General features: G+C 64.3%; 17 protein-coding genes and 1 tRNA gene. 7 read left to right on the top strand and 11 right to left on the bottom strand.

Features of this window, described 5'->3' with window-relative positions; all coding sequences use genetic code 11:
• Positions 1-83 precede the first annotated feature (83 nt).
• Both guaA and F8G81_RS16690 read left to right on the top strand, forming a co-directional pair.
• Positions 84-1673: a glutamine-hydrolyzing GMP synthase gene (guaA, locus tag F8G81_RS16695; protein WP_267275793.1), complete on the top strand. Its 1590-nt coding sequence runs from the start codon at positions 84-86 to the stop codon at positions 1671-1673.
• Positions 1674-1800: 127 nt separating this feature from the next.
• Positions 1801-5940: a DUF4011 domain-containing protein gene (locus tag F8G81_RS16690; RefSeq protein WP_267275792.1), complete on the top strand. Its 4140-nt coding sequence runs from the start codon at positions 1801-1803 to the stop codon at positions 5938-5940.
• A gap of 54 nt (positions 5941-5994) precedes the next feature.
• Here F8G81_RS16690 and F8G81_RS16685 read toward each other — a convergent pair whose 3' ends face one another.
• The 3 genes from F8G81_RS16685 to F8G81_RS16675 form a co-directional block, all read right to left on the bottom strand.
• Complete coding sequence (locus F8G81_RS16685; protein ID WP_416377064.1) at positions 5995-6720, bottom strand: RcpC/CpaB family pilus assembly protein; 726 nt, start codon at positions 6718-6720, stop codon at positions 5995-5997.
• A gap of 149 nt (positions 6721-6869) precedes the next feature.
• A complete protein-coding gene (locus F8G81_RS16680; protein WP_267275791.1) occupies positions 6870-7130 on the bottom strand; it encodes an FmdB family zinc ribbon protein in 261 nt (86 codons plus the stop codon).
• 116 nt (positions 7131-7246) lie between these two features.
• Complete coding sequence (locus F8G81_RS16675) at positions 7247-7870, bottom strand: 5-formyltetrahydrofolate cyclo-ligase (RefSeq protein WP_323809198.1); 624 nt, start codon at positions 7868-7870, stop codon at positions 7247-7249.
• Between the two features lie 123 nt (positions 7871-7993).
• Between F8G81_RS16675 and galU the strand changes: the two genes are divergently transcribed.
• The 4 genes from galU to F8G81_RS16655 all read left to right on the top strand — a co-directional run bounded on the left by galU (position 7994) and on the right by F8G81_RS16655 (position 10727).
• Positions 7994-8899 (top strand): UTP--glucose-1-phosphate uridylyltransferase GalU, encoded by a 906-nt coding sequence (gene galU, locus F8G81_RS16670; protein ID WP_267275790.1) that lies wholly within the window; start codon positions 7994-7996, stop codon positions 8897-8899.
• A gap of 5 nt (positions 8900-8904) precedes the next feature.
• A complete protein-coding gene (locus F8G81_RS16665) occupies positions 8905-9525 on the top strand; it encodes a GNAT family N-acetyltransferase (RefSeq protein ID WP_267275789.1) in 621 nt (206 codons plus the stop codon).
• Positions 9526-9606: 81 nt separating this feature from the next.
• Complete coding sequence (locus tag F8G81_RS16660) at positions 9607-10530, top strand: hypothetical protein (RefSeq protein WP_267275788.1); 924 nt, start codon at positions 9607-9609, stop codon at positions 10528-10530.
• A gap of 124 nt (positions 10531-10654) precedes the next feature.
• A tRNA-Ala gene (locus F8G81_RS16655) sits at positions 10655-10727 on the top strand.
• 73 nt (positions 10728-10800) lie between these two features.
• Here F8G81_RS16655 and F8G81_RS16650 read toward each other — a convergent pair.
• From F8G81_RS16650 to F8G81_RS16625, 6 genes are all read right to left on the bottom strand, one after another.
• Positions 10801-11760 (bottom strand): 2-hydroxyacid dehydrogenase, encoded by a 960-nt coding sequence (locus F8G81_RS16650; RefSeq protein WP_267275787.1) that lies wholly within the window; start codon positions 11758-11760, stop codon positions 10801-10803.
• Positions 11757-12956, bottom strand: coding sequence for a pyridoxal phosphate-dependent aminotransferase (locus F8G81_RS16645; protein ID WP_267275786.1), 1200 nt, complete (start codon positions 12954-12956; stop codon positions 11757-11759). The genes F8G81_RS16650 and F8G81_RS16645 overlap by 4 nt, the downstream gene beginning before the upstream one ends.
• A gap of 161 nt (positions 12957-13117) precedes the next feature.
• Positions 13118-13606 carry an AFG1/ZapE family ATPase gene (zapE, locus tag F8G81_RS16640; RefSeq protein ID WP_267275785.1) on the bottom strand — a complete coding sequence of 163 codons (489 nt, stop codon included), beginning with the start codon at positions 13604-13606 and terminating at the stop codon, positions 13118-13120.
• A 3-nt stretch (positions 13607-13609) separates the two neighbouring features.
• Positions 13610-14605 (bottom strand): magnesium/cobalt transporter CorA, encoded by a 996-nt coding sequence (gene corA / locus F8G81_RS16635; protein ID WP_267275784.1) that lies wholly within the window; start codon positions 14603-14605, stop codon positions 13610-13612.
• 40 nt (positions 14606-14645) lie between these two features.
• Entirely contained in the window at positions 14646-15071 is a 426-nt protein-coding gene (locus F8G81_RS16630) for a DUF1761 domain-containing protein (protein WP_267275783.1), read from the bottom strand.
• 47 nt (positions 15072-15118) lie between these two features.
• Positions 15119-15616 carry an Lrp/AsnC family transcriptional regulator gene (locus F8G81_RS16625; protein ID WP_267275782.1) on the bottom strand — a complete coding sequence of 166 codons (498 nt, stop codon included), beginning with the start codon at positions 15614-15616 and terminating at the stop codon, positions 15119-15121.
• Between the two features lie 167 nt (positions 15617-15783).
• Between F8G81_RS16625 and F8G81_RS16620 the strand changes: the two genes are divergently transcribed.
• Positions 15784-17079, top strand: coding sequence for an MFS transporter (locus F8G81_RS16620; protein ID WP_267275781.1), 1296 nt, complete (start codon positions 15784-15786; stop codon positions 17077-17079).
• Here the strand turns inward: F8G81_RS16620 and F8G81_RS16615 are convergent.
• On the bottom strand, positions 17076-17579 hold the full coding sequence (locus tag F8G81_RS16615) for an Lrp/AsnC family transcriptional regulator (protein WP_267275780.1): 504 nt from the start codon (positions 17577-17579) through the stop codon (positions 17076-17078). The two genes, F8G81_RS16620 and F8G81_RS16615, sit on opposite strands and share 4 nt — an antisense overlap.
• A gap of 89 nt (positions 17580-17668) precedes the next feature.
• A complete protein-coding gene (locus F8G81_RS16610) occupies positions 17669-18985 on the bottom strand; it encodes an MFS transporter (RefSeq protein WP_267275779.1) in 1317 nt (438 codons plus the stop codon).
• Positions 18986-19044 lie beyond the last annotated feature (59 nt).

The following is a 19044-nucleotide window of genomic DNA, read 5'->3' as shown; positions in this document are numbered from 1 at the left end:
ACATGCCGCCGTCGGACGTTCACTCCGTCACACCCGGAGCCGTGAATGTGCGGCGAGGCAACGGCGCAAAGTAGGCTAGTACGGTGACTACTCCCACTGCATCCCAAACTTCCCAGAAGCCGGTGCTGGTTGTTGACTACGGTGCCCAGTACGCGCAGCTGATTGCCCGCCGCGTCCGGGAAGCGAACGTGTATTCGGAAGTGGTTCCGCATACCTACAGCACCGAGCAGCTCCTGGCCAAGAACCCCGCCGCCATCATCCTTTCCGGCGGCCCGTCCAGTGTCTACGCTGACGGTGCACCGTCCGTCGGGGCAGACCTTTTTGAAGCAGGGATCCCGGTCTTCGGGATCTGCTACGGGTTCCAGGCCATGGCCAATGCCCTGGGCGGGAAAGTGGACAAGACCGGCCTGCGCGAGTACGGCTCCACCCAGACCACCATCCTCGGCGAGGGCCGCTCCGTGCTCGAGGGGATGCCGCAGCACCAGAACACGTGGATGAGCCATGGCGACTCCGTCCACGAGGCCCCCGAAGGCTTCGAGGTGCTGGCCACCACCGCCGGCGCCGAAGTGGCCGCCTTCGCCAACGAAGAGAAGTGCCTGTACGGCGTGCAGTGGCATCCCGAGGTGAAGCACTCCGCCTATGGCCAGCAGGTCCTGGAAAACTTCCTGTTCAAGGGCGCCAAGCTGGAACCGAACTGGACCACCGGCAACATCCTTGAGGAGCAGGTGGAACGCATCCGCCGGCAGGTCGGCGATGCGAAGGTCATCTGTGGACTGTCCGGCGGCGTTGATTCCGCCGTCGCGGCAGCACTTGTCCAGCGCGCCGTCGGCGATCAGCTGACCTGTGTGTTCGTGGACCACGGGCTGCTGCGTGAAGGCGAGGCCGAGCAGGTTGAGCGCGACTTCGTCGCCGCCACCGGCGTCAAGCTTTACGTCGCCAACGAGCAGGAGCGGTTCCAGGCCGCCCTGGCCGGGGTCAGCGATCCGGAGACGAAGCGCAAGATCATCGGCCGCGAGTTCATCCGTGCGTTCGAGGAGGCCGAGCTGGCCATCATCGCCGAGGCGGCCGCCCACGGCGAAAAGATCAAGTTCCTGGTCCAGGGCACGCTGTACCCGGACGTCGTCGAGTCCGGGGGCGGCGAAGGCGCTGCCAACATCAAGAGCCATCACAACGTGGGCGGGCTTCCCGAGGACCTGCAGTTTGAACTTGTGGAGCCGCTGCGCGCGCTCTTCAAGGACGAAGTCCGTGCCGTCGGCGCCCAGTTGGGACTGCCCCAGGAAATCGTGGGCCGCCAGCCGTTCCCGGGCCCCGGCCTCGGTATCCGCATCGTCGGTGAGGTCACCAAGGAACGCCTGGACCTGCTGCGCAAAGCGGATGCCATTGCGCGTGCCGAACTCACCGCCGCCGGCCTGGACAACGACGTATGGCAGATGCCGGTGGTGCTGCTGGCCGACGTCCGCAGCGTTGGCGTTATGGGCGATGGCCGCACGTACGGCCACCCGATCGTCCTCCGTCCGGTTTCCTCGGAAGACGCCATGACCGCGGACTGGTCGCGGCTGCCCTACGATCTCCTGGCCCGGATCTCCAACCGGATCACCAACGAGGTGGAGGGTGTCAACCGGGTGGTCCTGGACGTCACGAGCAAACCGCCTGGAACCATTGAATGGGAATAGCGGAATGAGTGGCCGGTCTTCGTCAGGGAGACCGGCCATTCCCTTATCCGGGCGAAATCCTCCGCAATTTGGCATCATCCAGTGTTGCGTCTCTTACTAAGCCTTCTTACCGGCTACGCTCGAAAGCATGCCGGTATGGTCCAAGGCGTCACGTGCAAACGCAGAAAAGAAGGCAGTAGTGTCAGTTGGTCAAGGCCACCCCGAGGGCTCGGAGGAGCTCAGGAAATGGCTGTCCGGGCTCAAACCCGTTACCGGGGCAGACACCATGCTGCGTTTCACCAAGACCCCGGAAGGCTCCATTGACCTGACCCACGCTCACCCTTCCGGCCTGGCCCAGCTCATGGCCGGCCGCAGGACACGCCTCTCCACCCTGATCCGTGACCACCAGCAATACCTGATTGCAGCCCGGGCATCGCGGAACATCCGCTCCAAGATCTTCGAGCTTGCCAATGACCGCGGCATTGACGCCGGATACCTGTCCGCAGGAACCGTGGTGTGGACGTCCGCCGTCGGAGGCAAGCCACAGCGGATTTCGGCCCCCGTGATGCTGACCGCCATTTCGTTGACTGTCCGTCCGGGCGAAGACGACTATGAGCTCCAGCTCACGGAACAGGCGCACATCAACCCGGCGCTGGTCCGGCATCTGAAGAACATCCACGGCATTATCTTTGACGTCAACGCCGTGACCCGGCTGGCCTACAGCACGGCCAGGTTTGATCCCCAGCCCGTCCTGGACCGGCTGGCCGCGCTGATCAGGCCCATCCACGGCGCAGAGGCCCAGCACAACCTGCTGGTGTCCACCTTTGCCGATCTCTCCGGCAACCTCGATGACCCCTGGATCAATGACGGCAACCCGCTGGTGGCTGCCCTGGCGCGCGCCGGCGGCGGCGAAGTGGTGGACGTTGAGGAGCCGGACCCCTCACGTTTTCCCAGCGTGGACAAACGGCATCCTGCCGATGAACTGCTCCTGCTGGACGCCGACTCAGACCAGCAGTACGTCATTGATGCCGCACGCGCCGGTGAATCACTCGTGGTGAGCAGCCCCCCTGGTACGGGGCAAACGCAAACGGCCATCAACACCATCGGTGCGCTGGTGGATGCGGGCAAAACGGTGCTGGTGGTCGGGGACCGCCGGGCCAGCCTGAATGAAGTGTCGGGCCAGCTTGAATCGCTGGGCCTGGAGTCCATTCTGTTCCAGCTCTCCGGCGCGGCCAGTCCGCAGCAGCTGAAGGCGCAGTTGGTCCGGGCCATTATCCGGAACGAAAAATCCCTCGAACCGCAGTTGGGCAACCTCCATAAGACGCTGACTGAACATCGTCACGCTCTGACGGATCATGTTGCTTCGCTGCATAACGTGCGCAAGCGCTGGGGGTGCTCGCCATACCAGGCCATGCAGTCACTCGCTTCGCTGACTTCCATCCAGCCTGCCCCGGCCACTACTGTCCGCCTCAAACGGAGTGTGCTGGACAACATCCGTGACCGCAACGAGCTCGCCGGAAGGCTTCGCCGCGCCGCCGAACTTGGCAGCTTCAGCCGGGCGTCCACCACCAGCCCCTGGCACGGGGCAAGGCTGCTGACGCGCAAGGAGACCGAAGAGGCCCAGGAGCTGGCCCGTTCCGTGGCGAAGAACCTGCCGCTCTTGCGGGAGCGGATGAGCGGCGTTGCCGAACACGCCGAGATCCGCCTGGGTTCGTCGTTCGAAGAGTGGGGGGCGCAGCTTGAACTGCTGATGGCGGTCCGGGGCAGCCTGGACAAGTTCACACCCGACATCTTTGACCGTCCCGTGCACGATCTCATCTCCGCCACAGCATCCTCCGCCTGGCGCCGCGAGCGGAACATCGACATGGCCTCCATGCAACGGTCGCGCCTCCGCCGTGTGGCCAAGGAGTATGTACGCCCCGGTGTGCATATTGCCGATCTGCACAGTTCGCTGGTGCTTGTCCAGGAGCAGCGGGCCCTGTGGTCCGGCTACGCAACCACCCAGCGCCACCCCGCCGTACCCTCCGGCCTCGCGGAGATGAACGTGATGTACCGGTCTCTGGACCGGGAGCTCACACAGCTGGGGGAGGCCCTGCGGTACACCGAAGCCGGCGGGTCCCTGGCCACTTCGCCCTATCCGGAACTGATGGAACGCCTCGAGCGGCTGGTCGCGGACACCCACACACTCAAAACCCTGCCTGAACGCACCTTGCTCGTGGAAAACATGCGCGAGCACGGGTTGGGGGAACTCCTCGCTGACCTCGCGGAGCGGGAAGTCCCTGCGGATTCGGTGGCCGCCGAACTCGAGCTGGCCTGGTGGCAGTCCGCGCTTGAAGCGATGATCAGCGGGGACGACTACCTCGCGATGTCCGACGGCGACGCCCTGCGGCAGCTGGAGGCAGAGTACCGGCTCGCCGACAACGCCCACATCGCCAGCGGCGCCGCAAGGCTGCGGTGGGACCTTTCCGAGAGGTGGCGCGCAGCCATCGGCCAGCACCCGCGCCAGGCTGATCTCCTCCGGAGCCTGTTGAAGGACGGCAGGGTTTCCCTTGCGGCGCTGACCGCCCAGGCCCCGGAACTTGTCCCCATGCTCGTGCCGGTCTGGTCAGTGAGCCCCTACCTGATGACGGGTCTCCTTCCGGCCGAAAAGCGCTTTGATGCGGTGGTCATCCTGGACGCCGACGCGACGTCGCTGCAGGCAGTCCTGCCCTCCATCGCCCGTGCCCAACAGGTCATAGCGTTTGGTGATGCCAAAATAGCCAGCCCCCGTAGTTTCACTGTTGGCGTCGAGCGACTGGCTGTCGGCGAATCAGCACACCAGCGTGTGGACAGCGCCTTTTCCGCGCTGTCCTCCGTCCTGCCTGTTTGGCGGTTGAACTTTGTCTACCGGGCGGTGGATGAGGACCTGGTGCTGCAGCTCAGCAAGAGCTTTTACGACGGCGGCCTGCGCCGCCTGCCGGAGGGCCAGTCAGCAACGGGGCTGGACAGGGCGCTGCTGGTTGAATACCTGCCGGACGGAACAGGCCTGCCCAGCGCCGACCACGAGGGTGTGGAATCCGTGGTGGCGGAAGTCAACCGTGTGGTCCAGCTGGTCTTTGAACATGCCAGGCAACGTCCGCGGACCTCACTGGCTGTTGTAACCGCCAGCCTTCGCCATGCTGCCAGGATCGGTGAATCCATCCGGCTCCAGCTGCCCAACCATCCAGGGCTGGCCGGATTCTTTAGCGCGGGGCCGGAGTCGTTCCGCGTGGTGGACCTTGAGCGGGCCCAGGGCCTGGTCAGGGACCACGTGATTTTTTCACCCGGCTTCGGACGCACTCCGCATGGCCGTGCCCTCCATAACTTTGGTCCACTCTCCGCTGAGGGCGGCAGGGAAAAATTCGCGTTGGCGATGTCCCGTGCGCGCAGGTCCCTGCACGTATTAACCTGCTTCCGCCCCGAGGACCTGGACCATACGCGCCTGGCCCACGGCGCCGTGGACCTCTATGAACTGCTGGACCGGGAGATTTCGGGCAACACCAACCTGGGTACTCCGGCATCCCGCGCCGCTGCCAGCGAGCAGGCGCTCGGGGCTGACCCCCTGGTGGCTGACCTGGGGGACCGGCTGCGCGCCCGAGGAGCGCGCGTTTGGCACCAGTACGACGGCGTTATCGACGTTGTTGCTGCGGCGGACCCGCTCAGCACCATGGGCCAGGACGACGCCGAGATTCCCCGCCCTGTGGCCATCGAGTCGGATGGTACGGAGCAGTACCGGACCATGAGCGTCCGCGAGCGGAGCAGGCTCCGTCCGCAGCTGCTTGAACGCCTGGGCTGGCGGTACATGCCCTTGTGGACCATTGAAGTATTCACCGACCCCTCAGCCTGCGCGGACCGCATTGCCGGCTACCTGGGCCTTGAGAACGTTGTGTTGCCCGGACGGGCCACGGCGTCTGCGGGTTTCTTCGACGCTGATATGGACCCGCTGACCCTGGCAAGCCTGGAAAACCAGGCCCAGGAACCCCAACAGGACGAAGCCGAGGACCAGAAACGCGGTTACGTAGACCACCACAACCACAGCCGGACCACAGCCCAGGAGGGCCAGGAGGCACAAGACATGACCACAGAGAACCCAGCCAAGGGCCAGGCCAGGAGCGACAACCCTGCCGAAGGGCAGCCGGAGGAGAAAAGCGGAACGGACGCAGTTCTTCCCAATAAGGCTTCCGAAGATGACCCGCGGCGCTGGGGCGATGAGCCCGATGATGACCACGATGCCTGGCTGAAGGAACAGAAGCCCCCTCACTGGGGCTAACCGCCTGCAGCCCTCTGGGGCAGCTGGTGGCTGGCCGCGCATGTCGGTTGCAGGCTAGGCCCCCACGAGGACAAAGAACAGTTTTCCCTGGGTGGAGGCCCCGGCCAGCCGCGCTGCCTGATCCGGATCTGCTGCCACCACGATCAGCCCGTCCGTCTCCCCTGTACCCAGCCACTCTCCGGTCTTGCCCTCTTGGCCGGACGTCCAAAGTACCGGAACGGCTGACGCAAGCACTTCAGGAGGAGATCGCTGGTCGTAGCCGTTGGCGCCCGTCAGCACCACATTGACCAGCTGCCCCGGAGATACCAGCTGGATGGACGACGGATCCGCCATCCTCAGCGGCACGGCCGCTGAACCCGGCGGAGTTCCGGCCAACAGGCCGGGACCCAAAAGCTGGGAGTCAGCCACCAGTTGCCCCTTCCGCAGGGGCGCTGCCAACTGTTTGCCTTCAAGATCGCTGCTTTTTTGCGGGGCACCGGAAATCGCCAGGCGTGGCGGTATCCGGACTTCCTCCAGATCAGGCAGTGTCAATGCCGCGCCTGCAGGGAGATCACGTGCGGCGGCGAGGGCTGTGACGGAATCGGCCGGCGCCGGCGTGAGCTGATGAACGGCGATTCCGGCGGAAAGACAGAGCAGGAGAGCTACGGCCAAGCGGCGGTTACGGCTGAGCCAGGAACCCATCCGGGGGCGCGACCGACGCCTGGGTGCAGGCGAATGAGGGCCTCGACTGGTGCGTCTGGGCTGGACGGTGCGCCGGGAGCGGAGGAGGGTAACGGGCATGCAGCCACGCTACGTTTGGCAGGCCCAGCCACGACAGGGGGAGCGCCGCTTATGTGGACAACCGGGGTGACGGCGTCGAAGGCTATCGCCTGACGATGCACGCGCCGGCAGTCCTGAGGAGATCAACAGGCGCTAGAAAGCCTGGTGGTTTAGCTGGCTGCGGCTGCGGGAGCAGGCGCCGGGGCGGCAGGAGCCGGGGTGGCAGGAGCCGCCGCAACCGAGTTGCCCTTGGCATCCCGGGAATCCGTCCGGTAGAAACCGGAGCCCTTGAAAACCACGCCCACGCTGTTGAATTTCTTGCGCAGGGTCCCCTGGCATTCAGGGCAGGACGTCAGAGTGCTGTCCGTGAATGACTGGACAATGTCAAAGGCGTGGCCGCAATCCTTGCAGGCGTAGGCATACGTTGGCACTGGTGCTCCTCCTCTTGGGCAAAACGAGAGGTCCCGTGCTGCATGTCCGGAACGAGCCGTTCATTAGCAGTCGCAGGGCCTGAGTGCTAATTCTATCATCCCCGCCGCTGGGCCGCTCAGGATGCTGCGTCGGCCAGTCTGACCAGCCCGGATGGCATTAAAGCTGCCGGCACTTTCCTGTCGAACTCCTCACTGGGAATGGAGCCGGCCGGGAGCAGTTCCTCGTCGTAAATCATGGCCGCCAGTGGCATTTGCGGAACTCTGGTGGCAAGGGAGGCCAGGAAGACATCGTAGTAACCGCCGCCTTGGCCAATCCTGTTTCCGCTCATGTCCAGGGCTGTGGCTGGAATGACGAGGGCCGTCACGCCGGCCACGACGTCAAGGCCATGCCGGACGCCGTCGGGTTCCAGGATGGGGGCATACCGGCTCCGCACGAATTCCACCGCCGGAGTCCAGTACACCCAGCTCAGGTGTCGGTCAGGTTCACAGACGGGGAGCAGGACCTTGTGGCCCTGCCCGTGGAGGGCGGTAATGAGGGGCACGGTGGGCGGTTCGGAGCCAACCCCCAGGTACACGCAAAACGTCGATGCCTTCCCCGCCGCCATTCTTTGAGCCCATTCGAGGCCGTTGACGGCCAGGCGGGCGCCTGCCTCTTCACGCTCATCGGACGCCATGCGGGCCCGCCTCTGGCGGTGACGTGCACGGATCATTTCCTTTGCTTCTTTGCTGTCTCCAGGCACTGCTGCTCCTCTGTCCGGCCCGCTCCGAATACCCTTACCAGGCCCCTGCCTACGTGGGGCCGGCACCCCTCGCCGGAGCTCTGACAATTACTGAATGATTGGCCCCTCCGTTAGATTAGTCCAGTGACTACCACTCATCAGACAGTACGCAAGGCCGTTATTCCCGCTGCGGGACTCGGCACCAGGTTCCTGCCTGCCACGAAGGCCATGCCGAAGGAAATGCTTCCAGTGGTGGATAAGCCCGCCATCCAGTACGTGGTTGAGGAAGCCGTCAAGGTTGGCCTTAACGACGTGCTGATGATCACCGGCCGCAACAAGCGGGCGCTGGAAGACCACTTTGACCGCGTCCCGGCCCTGGAAGCCACGTTGGCGGCCAAAGGCGACACCGCCAAGCTTGAGTCCATCCAGGCCGCCAGCAACCTGGGCGACATCCACTATGTGAGGCAGGGCGATCCTAACGGCCTGGGCCACGCGGTCCTGCGTGCAAGGCAGCACGTAGGCAACGAGCCATTTGCCGTGCTCCTCGGGGACGATCTGATCGATGCCCGGGACGAACTGCTCAGCACCATGATCGAGGTTCAGGCTAAGACTGGAGGCTCGGTAGTAGCCCTGATCGAGGTAGAACCAGATCAGATCAGCGCCTACGGCTGCGCCGACGTCGAGGAGATCGAGGGCGAGAGCTACGTCCGGATCAAAAAACTGGTGGAGAAGCCTGATATCGATGAGGCACCCTCCAATCTTGCAGTGATCGGGCGGTACGTGCTTCACCCGTCGGTCTTTGACGTGCTGGAGCGCACCGGCCCGGGCCGCGGCGGCGAAATCCAGCTCACGGATGCGCTGCAGGATCTGGCGGCCGGAGACGGCGCCGGCGACGGCGTTTATGGAGTTGTCTTCCGCGGGCGGCGCTACGACACCGGTGACAAGCTCAGCTACCTCAAGGCCTGCGTCCAGCTGGCCATCGACAGCGATGACCTGGGTCCCGGCTTGCGGGAATGGCTGCCGGGCTTCACCGCCGGTCTTTCCAAGTAAAGCCCATGCGCGCCGGTCCAATCTGGCCCGTCACCCTTGAGTGCGGAGACCTGGTCCTGCGCCCGATCCGCTATCGGGATAAAAAGGAGTGGACAGCGGTCCGTGCCCGCAACAGCGAATGGCTGGCGCCGTGGGAAGCCTCCAATCCTGTCCCGGGCGGAGGCCTGCCGGATTACCGGCACATGGTGAGGTCCCTCAACATCCAGGCCGCGCAGGCAACCGCCTTGCCCTTCCTGATTACCGAACGCACGCCTGGCGCACGGTCCCCGGTTATCGTGGGCCAGCTCACGGTCTCCTCCATTGTGTGGGGCTCGGCCCTCATGGCAACGCTCGGCTACTGGGTCGACCAGGCCAGGGCGGGCCAAGGGATTGCCCCCACGGCAGTGGCGATGGCCACCGACCACTGTTTCCAAACGCTGGGGCTCCACCGGATGGAAATCAACATCCGGCCGGAGAATGGCCCCAGCCTGCGTGTGGTTGAAAAGCTGGGCTTCAGGGATGAGGGGTTCCGGCCGCGTTACCTGCACATCAACGGTGAGTGGGCAGACCACCGGACGTTCGCTTTGACGTCGGAAGAAGTTCCGGACGGACTGCTGCGCCGCTGGCTGGCGTCCCGCCCGTCATAAATCCATTGATTCGCCGTTCCACCTGCGACACACCGGGGCTAATGCGGCAGCCATCGCGCTAATGCTCATACGGTTTTGAGTGTGGACTTCCCTCTTAGCAGCTCAGTGATCCTGGTGGTCGCCGTTGTGCTCTGGATTGTGTGGGTTGCCCCTTACGTTCTCCGGAACCGCCGGCCCCAGTTCCAGGTTGCCGCCGAGATTCCGGCGGAAACACCAGCCACTGAATCATTGGACCCGAGAGCCGGGATGCTCATGAATGTCAGCGCCCCTCAGGAGAAAGCCATGGACACCAGGAAGAGCCCCGTATCCGAACGGGACGCAACCCGAACCGCGACGCCGGGTGCTTTCCGGATCCGCTACGGCAGGACGGGCCTTGCACTCCTCGGCCTCGCGGCGCTACTGACTGGTTTTGTTTCCGGGGCGCTGCTGCTGTTCGGACTGGGTACGCCCCTGCTGCCGGTGTGGTGCCTGGCGGCGTTTGTAACCTCAGTTGTGGTACTGCGGTGGCTGGCTGTCCGGGATCGGAAGGCGAAAGTCAACGCTGCCTTCTCCGCGGCCATGGCAGCACCTTCGCGCCGGCCGGAACCTGCCTCAGCTACGCCTGCCCGGCCGGCGATCCCAAGCCGCAAGCCCGAAAGTCCCTTGTTTGACGCGGAAGCAGACCGGCCCAAAGTCAAGCCTTTAACTGCTGTGGAGCTGCGGGAGGCTGCCCTCGCTGTGGCAGTAGCGGCAGGAGACACCAGTGTCAGGTCCGCTGCCGCATCTCCGGCAGGCGAGACCTGGCAGCCCGTGGATGTGCCAAAGCCGGTCTACGTTGAAGCCGCAAAAGCTGAGCGGCCGGCACCGGAGCCCCTCGACCTGCCCGAGGCCCCCAAAGCCGTGGGGAAACCGTCCCTTAAGCAGGGTGTTCCGGCTGCTCCGGCGGCCGCCCCCGCAAAGCCGCTCACGAAGGCCCAGAGTGCGCTGAGCAACCTCGATGATGTCCTGCAGCGTCGTCGGGCCTGAGCTGTGGCAGGCGAATGCTCTGTACGGCGGGCGTGAGGCCACTACTGCGTGCCGGTTGGTAATACGGCCGGAATATTTGTAGCCTAGGGTCACCGGCGCTGCCGCTCTTTGGCGGGGCTGTTCCGGGGCTATAGCTCAGTTGGTAGAGCGCTTCGTTCGCATCGAAGAGGTCAGGGGTTCGAATCCCCTTAGCTCCACAACAAACGAGTACGGGCCCCGTCCAATGGACGGGGCCCGTACTCGTTTTACACTTTCCGGAGCTCTGCGCTCCTAACCGATCGGTGCCGGCGGCCGTTCCCCGCAGAGCACGGCGAGCGCGTTGTCGGCGGCCAGCATTGCCATCGCGGTGCGCGTCTCCACCGTGGCGGAGCCCAGATGCGGCACGAGCACCACGTTCTCGAGTTCGAGCAAACCTGGGTGCACGCTGGGCTCGTTCTCAAAAACGTCAAGCCCGGCGCCAGCGATCTGCCCGTCGCGAAGAGCAGACGCGAGAGCCGCTTCGTCGACAATCGGTCCGCGCGCAGTGTTGACGAGGTACGCCGAGCTCTTCATCGCCGCGAGTTGCTCGGCACCGATCAGGTGATGGGTGGCAGGCCCGTAGGGGCAGTGCAACGAGACGATGTCGGAGATGGCCAGCAACTCATCGAGCTCGACCCGGCGGGCGCCCAGTTCCGCTGCGATCCCGGGATCGATCTCACTGCGCGACTGGTAGACGATCTCCATGCCGAAGGCCTTGGCGCGGCGCGCGGTTGCCTGGCCGATGCCGCCCATGCCAACGACACCGAGGGTCTTGCCCTGCAGACTGCTGCCGAGCAGGAAGAACATGCCCCACTTCCAGGCCTGGCCGGAGCGGATGAGCCGTTCCCCCTCACCGAGCCGTCGCGTGGCCGCGAGGATGAGCCCGAGCGCGATGTCGGCTGTGGCCTCCGTAAGCACGCCGGGTGTGTTGGTGGCCACGATGCCCCGTTCGGTGCAGGCCGGCACGTCGATGTTGTCATAGCCGACGGCGACGTTCGCGACCACTTTGAGCTGCGGGCCCGCAGCGTCGAGCAGCTCGGCGTCGATGCGTTCGGTGAGCAGGCTCACCACGGCATCGGCGCCGGCTACCCGGCGCAGGAGCTCCTCGCGGCCAATTGACTCCGGACCGGACCAGGCATCGACCTCGTGCTCGGCGCGCAGCTTCTCCAGTGCGGTTTCGGGTACACGTCCCGTGACGACAACCCGGCTCATGCGGTCTCGATCCACTTGCGCAGGCGGCCGAGGCCGTCGTTGATATCGGCGACGTCGATGCCCGAGTAAGCGAGGCGGATGTACTGCCGCTCTTCGCCGGGCTGACGGCGGCCGAAGTGCTCACGTGTGCAGAAGGAGACGCCGGTTTCGTGCAGGGCTGCGGAAGCGAAATCGCCAACCGCTGTGTAACCCATGCGTTCCATGACCTCGGTGACGTCCGGGAACAGGTAGAACGTCGACTGCGGCACGGCGACGTGCATGCCGGCGATGTCGTTAATGAGTTCGCACGCGGCATCCCGTCGGACGCGAAGGATGTCGAGCATTTGCTGTACGGGTTCCTGGGTGCCGCGGAGCGCTTCGATACCGGCCCATTGCACATAGTGCGTGGTGCACGACTCATCGTTCGTGTTGAGTGTGCTGAGAATTTTAGCGATCTCAATAGGGGCCACGGCGCAGCCCAGGCGGGATCCGGTCATGGCGAACTTCTTGCTGAAGGTGTAGAGGATCACGGTGCGCTCCGCCATGCCGGGAAGCGACGCGATGGAGCTCGAGGCACCCTCATAGCGTGTTTCGAAGTACGCCTCATCGGAGAGCACCCAGAGGTCGTGCTCCTGAGCGAGCTGCGCGATGGCCTCCCGCTCTGCGGCCGTTGACTCGGCCGAGATGGGGTTCTGCAGGTCGTTGTAGATGATGGCGACAGTGTTCGGGGTGATCGAGGCACGGACCCGGTCGAGGTCGATGGCGAAGCCCGTGCTGGTGGGGACGTAGTTGTACGGCATGGCCGTGCCGCCGAGGTACTCGATCTGCGATTCGTAGATCGGGAAGCCGGGATTGGGATAAAGCACTTCCTGGCCGGGGTTCATGACGGCCTGCAGGAACTTGGTGATGACGGGCTTGCCGCCCGTCATCACCACGACGTTGTCCGGGGAAAACTGGAGACCCCGGCGGGCCCCGAGATCGTCGGCCAGGGCCTCACGCAGCTGCGGGATGCCGGGTCCGGGGCAGTAGCCGGTGTAGCCGTTGGCGATGGCCCTGGTCATCGCCTCGACGATATGAGGGGCCGTCGGGATGTTGATGTCGCCGAGGTGGAAGGGGTATACCCGGTTCCCCTTCGCCTTCCAGGCGGCCGCGGCCTGGGCCACGCTGAAGGCGGTTTCGGTGCCCAGCCGTTCGAGCCGGTGCGCGAGTTGCTGCATGCTGTTCCACTCCTCATCGAGTTGCGATCCATCCTCTGCGGATTCACCTCTAGTATAGGACTAATATATTAGACTTGGAAGTGTGATCGTCATAACAAATATCAGGAGAGCAGAAGCGGGAGTTGGACCCGTCGCTGGAGTATTGGCAGACAGCGGGTGGGCTAGCTTCCGGAAATTTCCTCAACAATGATGTCTCCGGCGGACTCCACATACTCGAGGAAGGAAAGGGGCGGGGCAATCCTGGCCATATCCGGCGGCAGCCTGGTGCCGATCAAAAACAGGGTGATGTCCCGTTCGTAGAGAATTCCCACCAGAGTGCCGAAGCGCTCCCAAGCGGCGGATTTTTGCGGTGATTGATCCGTGTCCGGGGCGGGAACGCCGTCGATGACCCAGGCAGCGTGTTGGCCGGCCAGGGCGTGGTAATCGGCCTCGGGCACCGTCCCTGCGCATAGCTCGGCAAAGCTGGTCCACAGAAGATCGGGTTCGGCGTTCTTGGCGGCGAGCGGCCCTCCGGCGGTCATCAGCGTGCGATGCTGCATCGACGACGGCGGGAACAAGCCATAGGTGCCCAGCTGGTGCTCTGTTCCCGGCGTGATGATGCGTCCCCGGGCAAAGTCCGCCCCGGCCGCCGGATGATTGGTATTGTCCATTTCTTAGAGCCAGCCCTTCTTTTTGAAAATGCCGTACATGAGGGCTGCCGTGCCGCCCATCAGGGCAATCGCCAACGGATAGCCAAAGGTCCAGTGAAGCTCGGGCATGTGGTCAAAGTTCATTCCGTAGACGCCGGCCACAATAGAAGGCGCAAAGAAGATCGCCGCCCAGGAGGATATTTTCTTGACCTGTTCGTTCTGCTCGGCACTGGCCTCATTCTGGCGGTTTGCGGTCAGCGTCCCGTCCAGGGTGAGGGCGTTCTGCAGCAGGTCCCGAAATGAGTCGGCGCGGGAAATGACCCGCTCCACGTGGTCCTCCACGTCGCGCAGGCTGTGCTGCAGTTCCGTTTCCACTCCGTACTTCTCGAACCCGCGCTTGAGCTGCTGCATCATGCCTGGCAGCGGGTGGATGGCGCGCTGGAACTGGATCACTTCGCGGGCGAGCTCATAGATTCGGCGTGAGACCGTGGTGTCCCCGCCGAAGAGCTGGTCCTCGATCTCGTCAATGTCGTTTTCAAGTCCTGCCACCACCGGCGCATAATCGTCCACTACGCGGTCCAGGAGGGCGTACAGGACTGCCTCCGGGCCGTGCCGGAGGAGGTCAGGGCGGGCTTCCAGCCGGCGGCGGACCCTTGCAACACCGGCCATCTCCGCATGGCGGACGGTGACAACAAAGTTGCTGCCGGTAAAGATGTGGAGCTCACCGAATTCAACGGTTTCGGTGGCGTCGAGGTACCTGGCGGGCCGAAGCACGGTAAAGAGGTTGTCGTCGTAGCGTTCCAGCTTGGGCCGCTGGTGGGCCGAGATGGCGTCCTCCACGGCCAGTTCATGGAGCCCGAATTCGCTGGCCACTGCCGACATCTCTGCTTTCGTTGGCCGGTACAGTCCGATCCAGGCCATGCCACCGTGCTCGGCAAGGGTCTCAAAGGTCTGCTCCAGGCTTTCCGGCTCAGCACTGCGGACACCGTCAACGTACACGGCGTTGTCGATGATCGTCACAAGGACGGCCCTCCAGCCGGCGCATACTGGCTCAGCCGCGTCAGGACATGGCCCCGATGATTGCGCCGGCGACCGTCATGGCAACCAGATCGTGGCCGGAATCGATGAGCGTTACAGCTGCCGGACGTCCTGCAAAGCCGTTGTGGATCACGTGGCCGCCGGCGCGGAATACGAGTGCCAGGACCAGTGCGAACCAGGCACCGGCCAAGGCGTTATCCAGGCCGAGTTTGCTGATCAGGACAGCCAGCAGGATGGCAGTCAGGGCGGCGGCCACCATCATGGGAACCCAGATCCCGGCGCCGCCGCTGATGTTCTTTAGGTCCTCTTCAGTTTTTCCGATCGCCGCCATCCACCTGTTGCCCAGCACGGCGGGCATGTACCAAACAAAGCCGATGGCCATGCTGGCGATGAAGGCCAGCAGCACGGCCAGCCAGTTGATCTGCGAAATATATGAGAGCCAGTCCATGCTCGAATCCTAGTCGCTTCCCCCGCGTCCGGGCTGGGTGGACAACGTCATTGTCCCCGTGTTGGCTGGCTGGCACCAGCTTGCGCAAGACGGCTGATGAGCGGCTCGGTCCGGTAGGGAATATGAGTGTGCAGGGCCAGGACTGTTTCTGTCCTAATGACGCCCTTGATGCGAAGAATCTGCCGCAGGGCAGCCTGAAGGTTGTGGGTATCCATGGCCACCACGCGGCACCAGACGTCGCCCCGGCCCGAGATCTCATGCACCTCCAGTACCTGGGGCAGGAGCCTGAGTGCGCCCACCACGCCGTCCAGTTCACGGTGCGTCACTTCGATCGTCACAAAGGCCACCACGTCGTAGCCGACTGCCTCGAGATCGATCTCCCTGCCGCCGTCGTGCAGAATGCCGGTGCGGAGCATCCGCCGAACCCGCGACTGTGCGGTATTCCGGGCGATCCCCAATGCCTCGCTGAGCTCGCCGATCTGGATACGTGGATCGCGGATGAGTTCCAGCAGGATCTTCAGATCGGTGGGGTCCAGATTGTTCAAAATGTCACTTTCGGTTAGCTAAGGGATGAGAACTTGATGATCTTGATCAACTATTCCACTGTTGTCCGCTCAATGGGGCAGTCTTGCTGCATTCTTTAGATATCAGTTGCCACCCGGGGCGGCGTCCCACAAGGGCATCCCGTTTCGGTCGAGACAAAGGCCCACTCATGACAGTCTTCAGTGAGCTCCGCATGCGACCGGCTACAGCCGCGCAATGGGGCTGGAATGCCTCCACCACGTCACGCCTGGTGATGGCGGGATCCGTCATCTTCACTTTGCTCGTGGGAGCAAACCTCGCCACACCCCTGTATCCGTTGCTGCAGGCAAACCTTGGACTCTCGCCACTGGCCATTACCACGGTTTTTGCCAGCTACGTCCTGGCTCTCGTGACAACATTGATGGTCGCCGGACACTGGTCGGACCACATCGGCCGGAGGGCCGCCCTCATTCTGGCAGTCCTCGCCGGGCTGGCGGGAGGCTGGGTCTTTGCCCAGGCTGACAGCGTGGCCGCGCTGGCTGCTGGGCGTGCCCTGCAGGGCGTGGCAGTGGCACTTGCCACGGGTGCAAGTGCTGCGGCGCTGCGTGAGCTGCTCCCGTCCCGCCCCGAGTGGGCGTCCCGGTTCACGCTGCTCGCCTCGGCGGGTGGGGTGGCTTTAGGGCCCGTTATCGGTGGCGCCCTGTCCATGCTGCCGGACCCCACCACCGCACCGTACGTTGTGCATTCAGCAGTCCTTGCCGGGATGCTCGTTCCGCTGTACCTCCTCCGTGCCCGCCCTGCCATCCACCCACCCGCCGCTCGGAGGCCGATCACGGCACTGGCGCCACGCAGGCCGACGGTATCCGTTGAAGCGAGGGGCGCCTTCTGGCTTGCGTCCGCCGTCGGGTTCCTAAGTTTTGCCGTTTTTGGCTTTAGCCTGTCCCTGGCGCCTGGCTATTTTGCCCAGATCGTGCAGGTTGACTCCCGCCCGCTGCTCGGTGCAATTGCAGGTCTTACCTTGGGCGCCTCGGCCCTCAGCCAGTTGTTTGCTGTACGGGGGCGCTATGTGGCCCCCGCCGGCCTCGCCGTACTGGGTGTGTCCCTGCTGTTCCTGGCGGCCGCAGCGGCATGGACCAGCCCCCCGTTGCTTGTTGCGGCCAGCATCTTTGCAGGCTTCGGCCAGGGAGTGGCCTTCAACAAGGTCTTCAACGACGTTGCCGGCAAAGTGGAATCTTCCCGGCATGCGCAGATCATCAGCACCGTGTACATGATCACGTACCTCGGGAGCGCCGTGCCGGTACTTGGCTTGGGGTGGGCCACAGCCGCCTTCGGTTTCCAGACCCCGGCCACCGCTTTTGTGGTGCTGTGCAGCGCTGCAGCCCTGGTGCTCTCCGCCGTGACGTTTCGGACCGCCATTCGGGGTCGGACCGTCATTGGACGGGGTGGTGCCGGGAACGGACGGCTGCCGGTTCAGGGACGCCCTTAGTCCGGCAAGGGGCCGTGGTTTCCCTGGATGTGGTCGAAGACCAGGGTGGTTTCCGTGTGACCCACTACGGGGTCCGTGGCCAGGTTGTCCAGGACCCAGTCCCGGAGGTCCTCGGTGCTGGCCACCGCGATGTGCAGCAGGTAATCAACCGAGCCTGACGTGTGGAAAGTGGACAGCACAGCCGGCAGGTGAGGTACGCGTGCGGTAAAGCGGTCGATCTGGTCCCGGTCATGGGCCCTGAGCCGGACAGCCACCAGCGCCTGGACCGACCTGCCAATCGCCGAGAGGCTGAGTTTGGCTTCGAACCCCTGGACAATTCCGCGTTCGGACAGCGCCCGGGTCCGCATCAGCGCCGTGGACGGGGCGATGCCAACGAGTTCGGCAAGCTGCTTGTTGGAGATCCTGGCGTCGTCCACGAGAGCTGCCAGGAGCCGCTCGTCAATGGCATCCAGGGGCTCAAGGTGCGTGCCCGGCCGGACGTTCTTCGCGTTGGTGCTCATGGAATCTCCTCAAAGTGTTCTGAGTTCATCCTAGACGGCCGTTTCCGGCCATTCACCCCTGATCAACCCTGTTCCTCCGAATTATCACGTCAGATGCAGCCCTTTGCAGGCAGATCGTTCAGCTCTCCATACCGCCGCTTCCTGGTGCGCCATCGGCCAAATCCACGCTGTCCCTCCTGCCGGGGATGGACGACGGCGACGGTCACCCCAGCCAGGCAGGCCAGCACCATGACGGCCAGGGCCATCGGCGTCCACCCCAGCGACTGGAACACCAGGCCTCCTGCCCAGCCGATAACGCTTGAACCGACGTAGTAGGCCAGGTTGTACAGCGACGCCGCCTGGGCCCTGCCCGTGGCGGGAATGTTGCCCGTCCAGCCGGCGCCGATGCTGTGGGCGGCAAAGAAGCCGGCAGTGAAAACCAGCAGGCCAGCCAGGATGACTGCCAGCAGTTGGGTCAGCGTCAGCGCGAGCCCCAAGACCATGAGCAGGATTCCTGCCAGTAGGACGTTCCTCCGGCCAAAACGCTGTGTCAGTCCCGCCGCCCAGCGCGAGGAGACGGTTCCGGAGAGGTAGGCCAGGAAGATCAGGCTGATAAACGTGGCAGGCAAACTGAAGGGCTCAGCAGAGAGGTGGAAGCCCAGGTAGTTGTAGACGGCCACAAATCCGCCCATCATCAGGAAGGCCTGGACATAGAGTGCCAGCAGCTTTGGCGTCCGCACATGGCTGGTAATAATTGCAACGGCGCCGCGCAGTCCCGTGGCTGTTGCAGGGGTGAAGCCTCTGGCCTTGGGCACCAATATGAGGAACAGCAGCGCTGCTGTGGTAGCCAGCAAAGATACGGCCAGGGCGGCGGCCCGCCATCCCCACAGCTCGCCTGCCGGCCCGGCCACCAGCCGGCCTGCGAGACCGCCCAGGGTGGTCCCGGCAATGTAGCTGCCGGCTGCCAGGGCGGTGTGCGCCTTATTAACCTCCTCGTTAAGGTAGGCAATGGCGACGGCCGGGATGCCGCCCAGTGCCATGCCTTCCAGAAGCCGGAGGCCCAGCAGCATTCCGAAGCTGCCCGCCAGTGGCACGATGAGGCCAAGGACGGTGGCTGCTGAAATCGCCAGGGCCATGGCCCGCACCCTGCCGATCCGGTCAGCCAGGAAAGACCACGGGAGGACGGTAACGGCCAGCCCCACGGTTGCCAGCGAAATTGTCAGCGCCGCTTCGGCCGCAGTGATCTCCAGATCGGCTGCCATGAGGGGCAGGATTGCCTGGGTTGAGTACAGCTGGGCAAATGTTGCCACACCGGCAAAGCCCAGCCCGGCGATGATCTTTCCGTACGCCCGTGAGCCCTTCGAGTGGCCCGTCCAGGGCGGATGGGCCGTGGCGGGCAACCCCGGGAGTGGCGGATTCTTTGGCATGGCTCCAGAGTAGGCATTGCCGGATGTATGCTTCCAATGCATGGTTTGCCTCAAACTTA

The organism is Arthrobacter sp. CDRTa11 (assembly GCF_026427775.1).
Lineage (GTDB): Bacteria > Actinomycetota > Actinomycetes > Actinomycetales > Micrococcaceae > Arthrobacter.
This window is presented reverse-complemented; position numbering and strand designations above follow the sequence as displayed.

Bases quoted from the DNA above. Each gene is read 5' to 3' on its own strand.
- F8G81_RS16690 (WP_267275792.1), top strand. From the start codon at position 1,801: ATGCCGGTATGGTCCAAGGCGTCACGTGCAAACGCAGAAAAGAAGGCA.
- F8G81_RS16685 (WP_416377064.1), bottom strand. From the start codon at position 6,720: ATGCCCGTTACCCTCCTCCGCTCCCGGCGCACCGTCCAGCCCAGACGC.
- F8G81_RS16665 (WP_267275789.1), top strand. From the start codon at position 8,905: ATGCGCGCCGGTCCAATCTGGCCCGTCACCCTTGAGTGCGGAGACCTG.
- F8G81_RS16650 (WP_267275787.1), bottom strand. From the start codon at position 11,760: ATGAGCCGGGTTGTCGTCACGGGACGTGTACCCGAAACCGCACTGGAG.
- F8G81_RS16645 (WP_267275786.1), bottom strand. From the start codon at position 12,956: ATGCAGCAACTCGCGCACCGGCTCGAACGGCTGGGCACCGAAACCGCC.
- zapE (WP_267275785.1), bottom strand. From the start codon at position 13,606: ATGGACAATACCAATCATCCGGCGGCCGGGGCGGACTTTGCCCGGGGA.
- F8G81_RS16630 (WP_267275783.1), bottom strand. From the start codon at position 15,071: ATGGACTGGCTCTCATATATTTCGCAGATCAACTGGCTGGCCGTGCTG.
- F8G81_RS16620 (WP_267275781.1), top strand. From the start codon at position 15,784: ATGACAGTCTTCAGTGAGCTCCGCATGCGACCGGCTACAGCCGCGCAA.
- F8G81_RS16615 (WP_267275780.1), bottom strand. From the start codon at position 17,579: ATGAGCACCAACGCGAAGAACGTCCGGCCGGGCACGCACCTTGAGCCC.
- F8G81_RS16610 (WP_267275779.1), bottom strand. From the start codon at position 18,985: ATGCCAAAGAATCCGCCACTCCCGGGGTTGCCCGCCACGGCCCATCCG.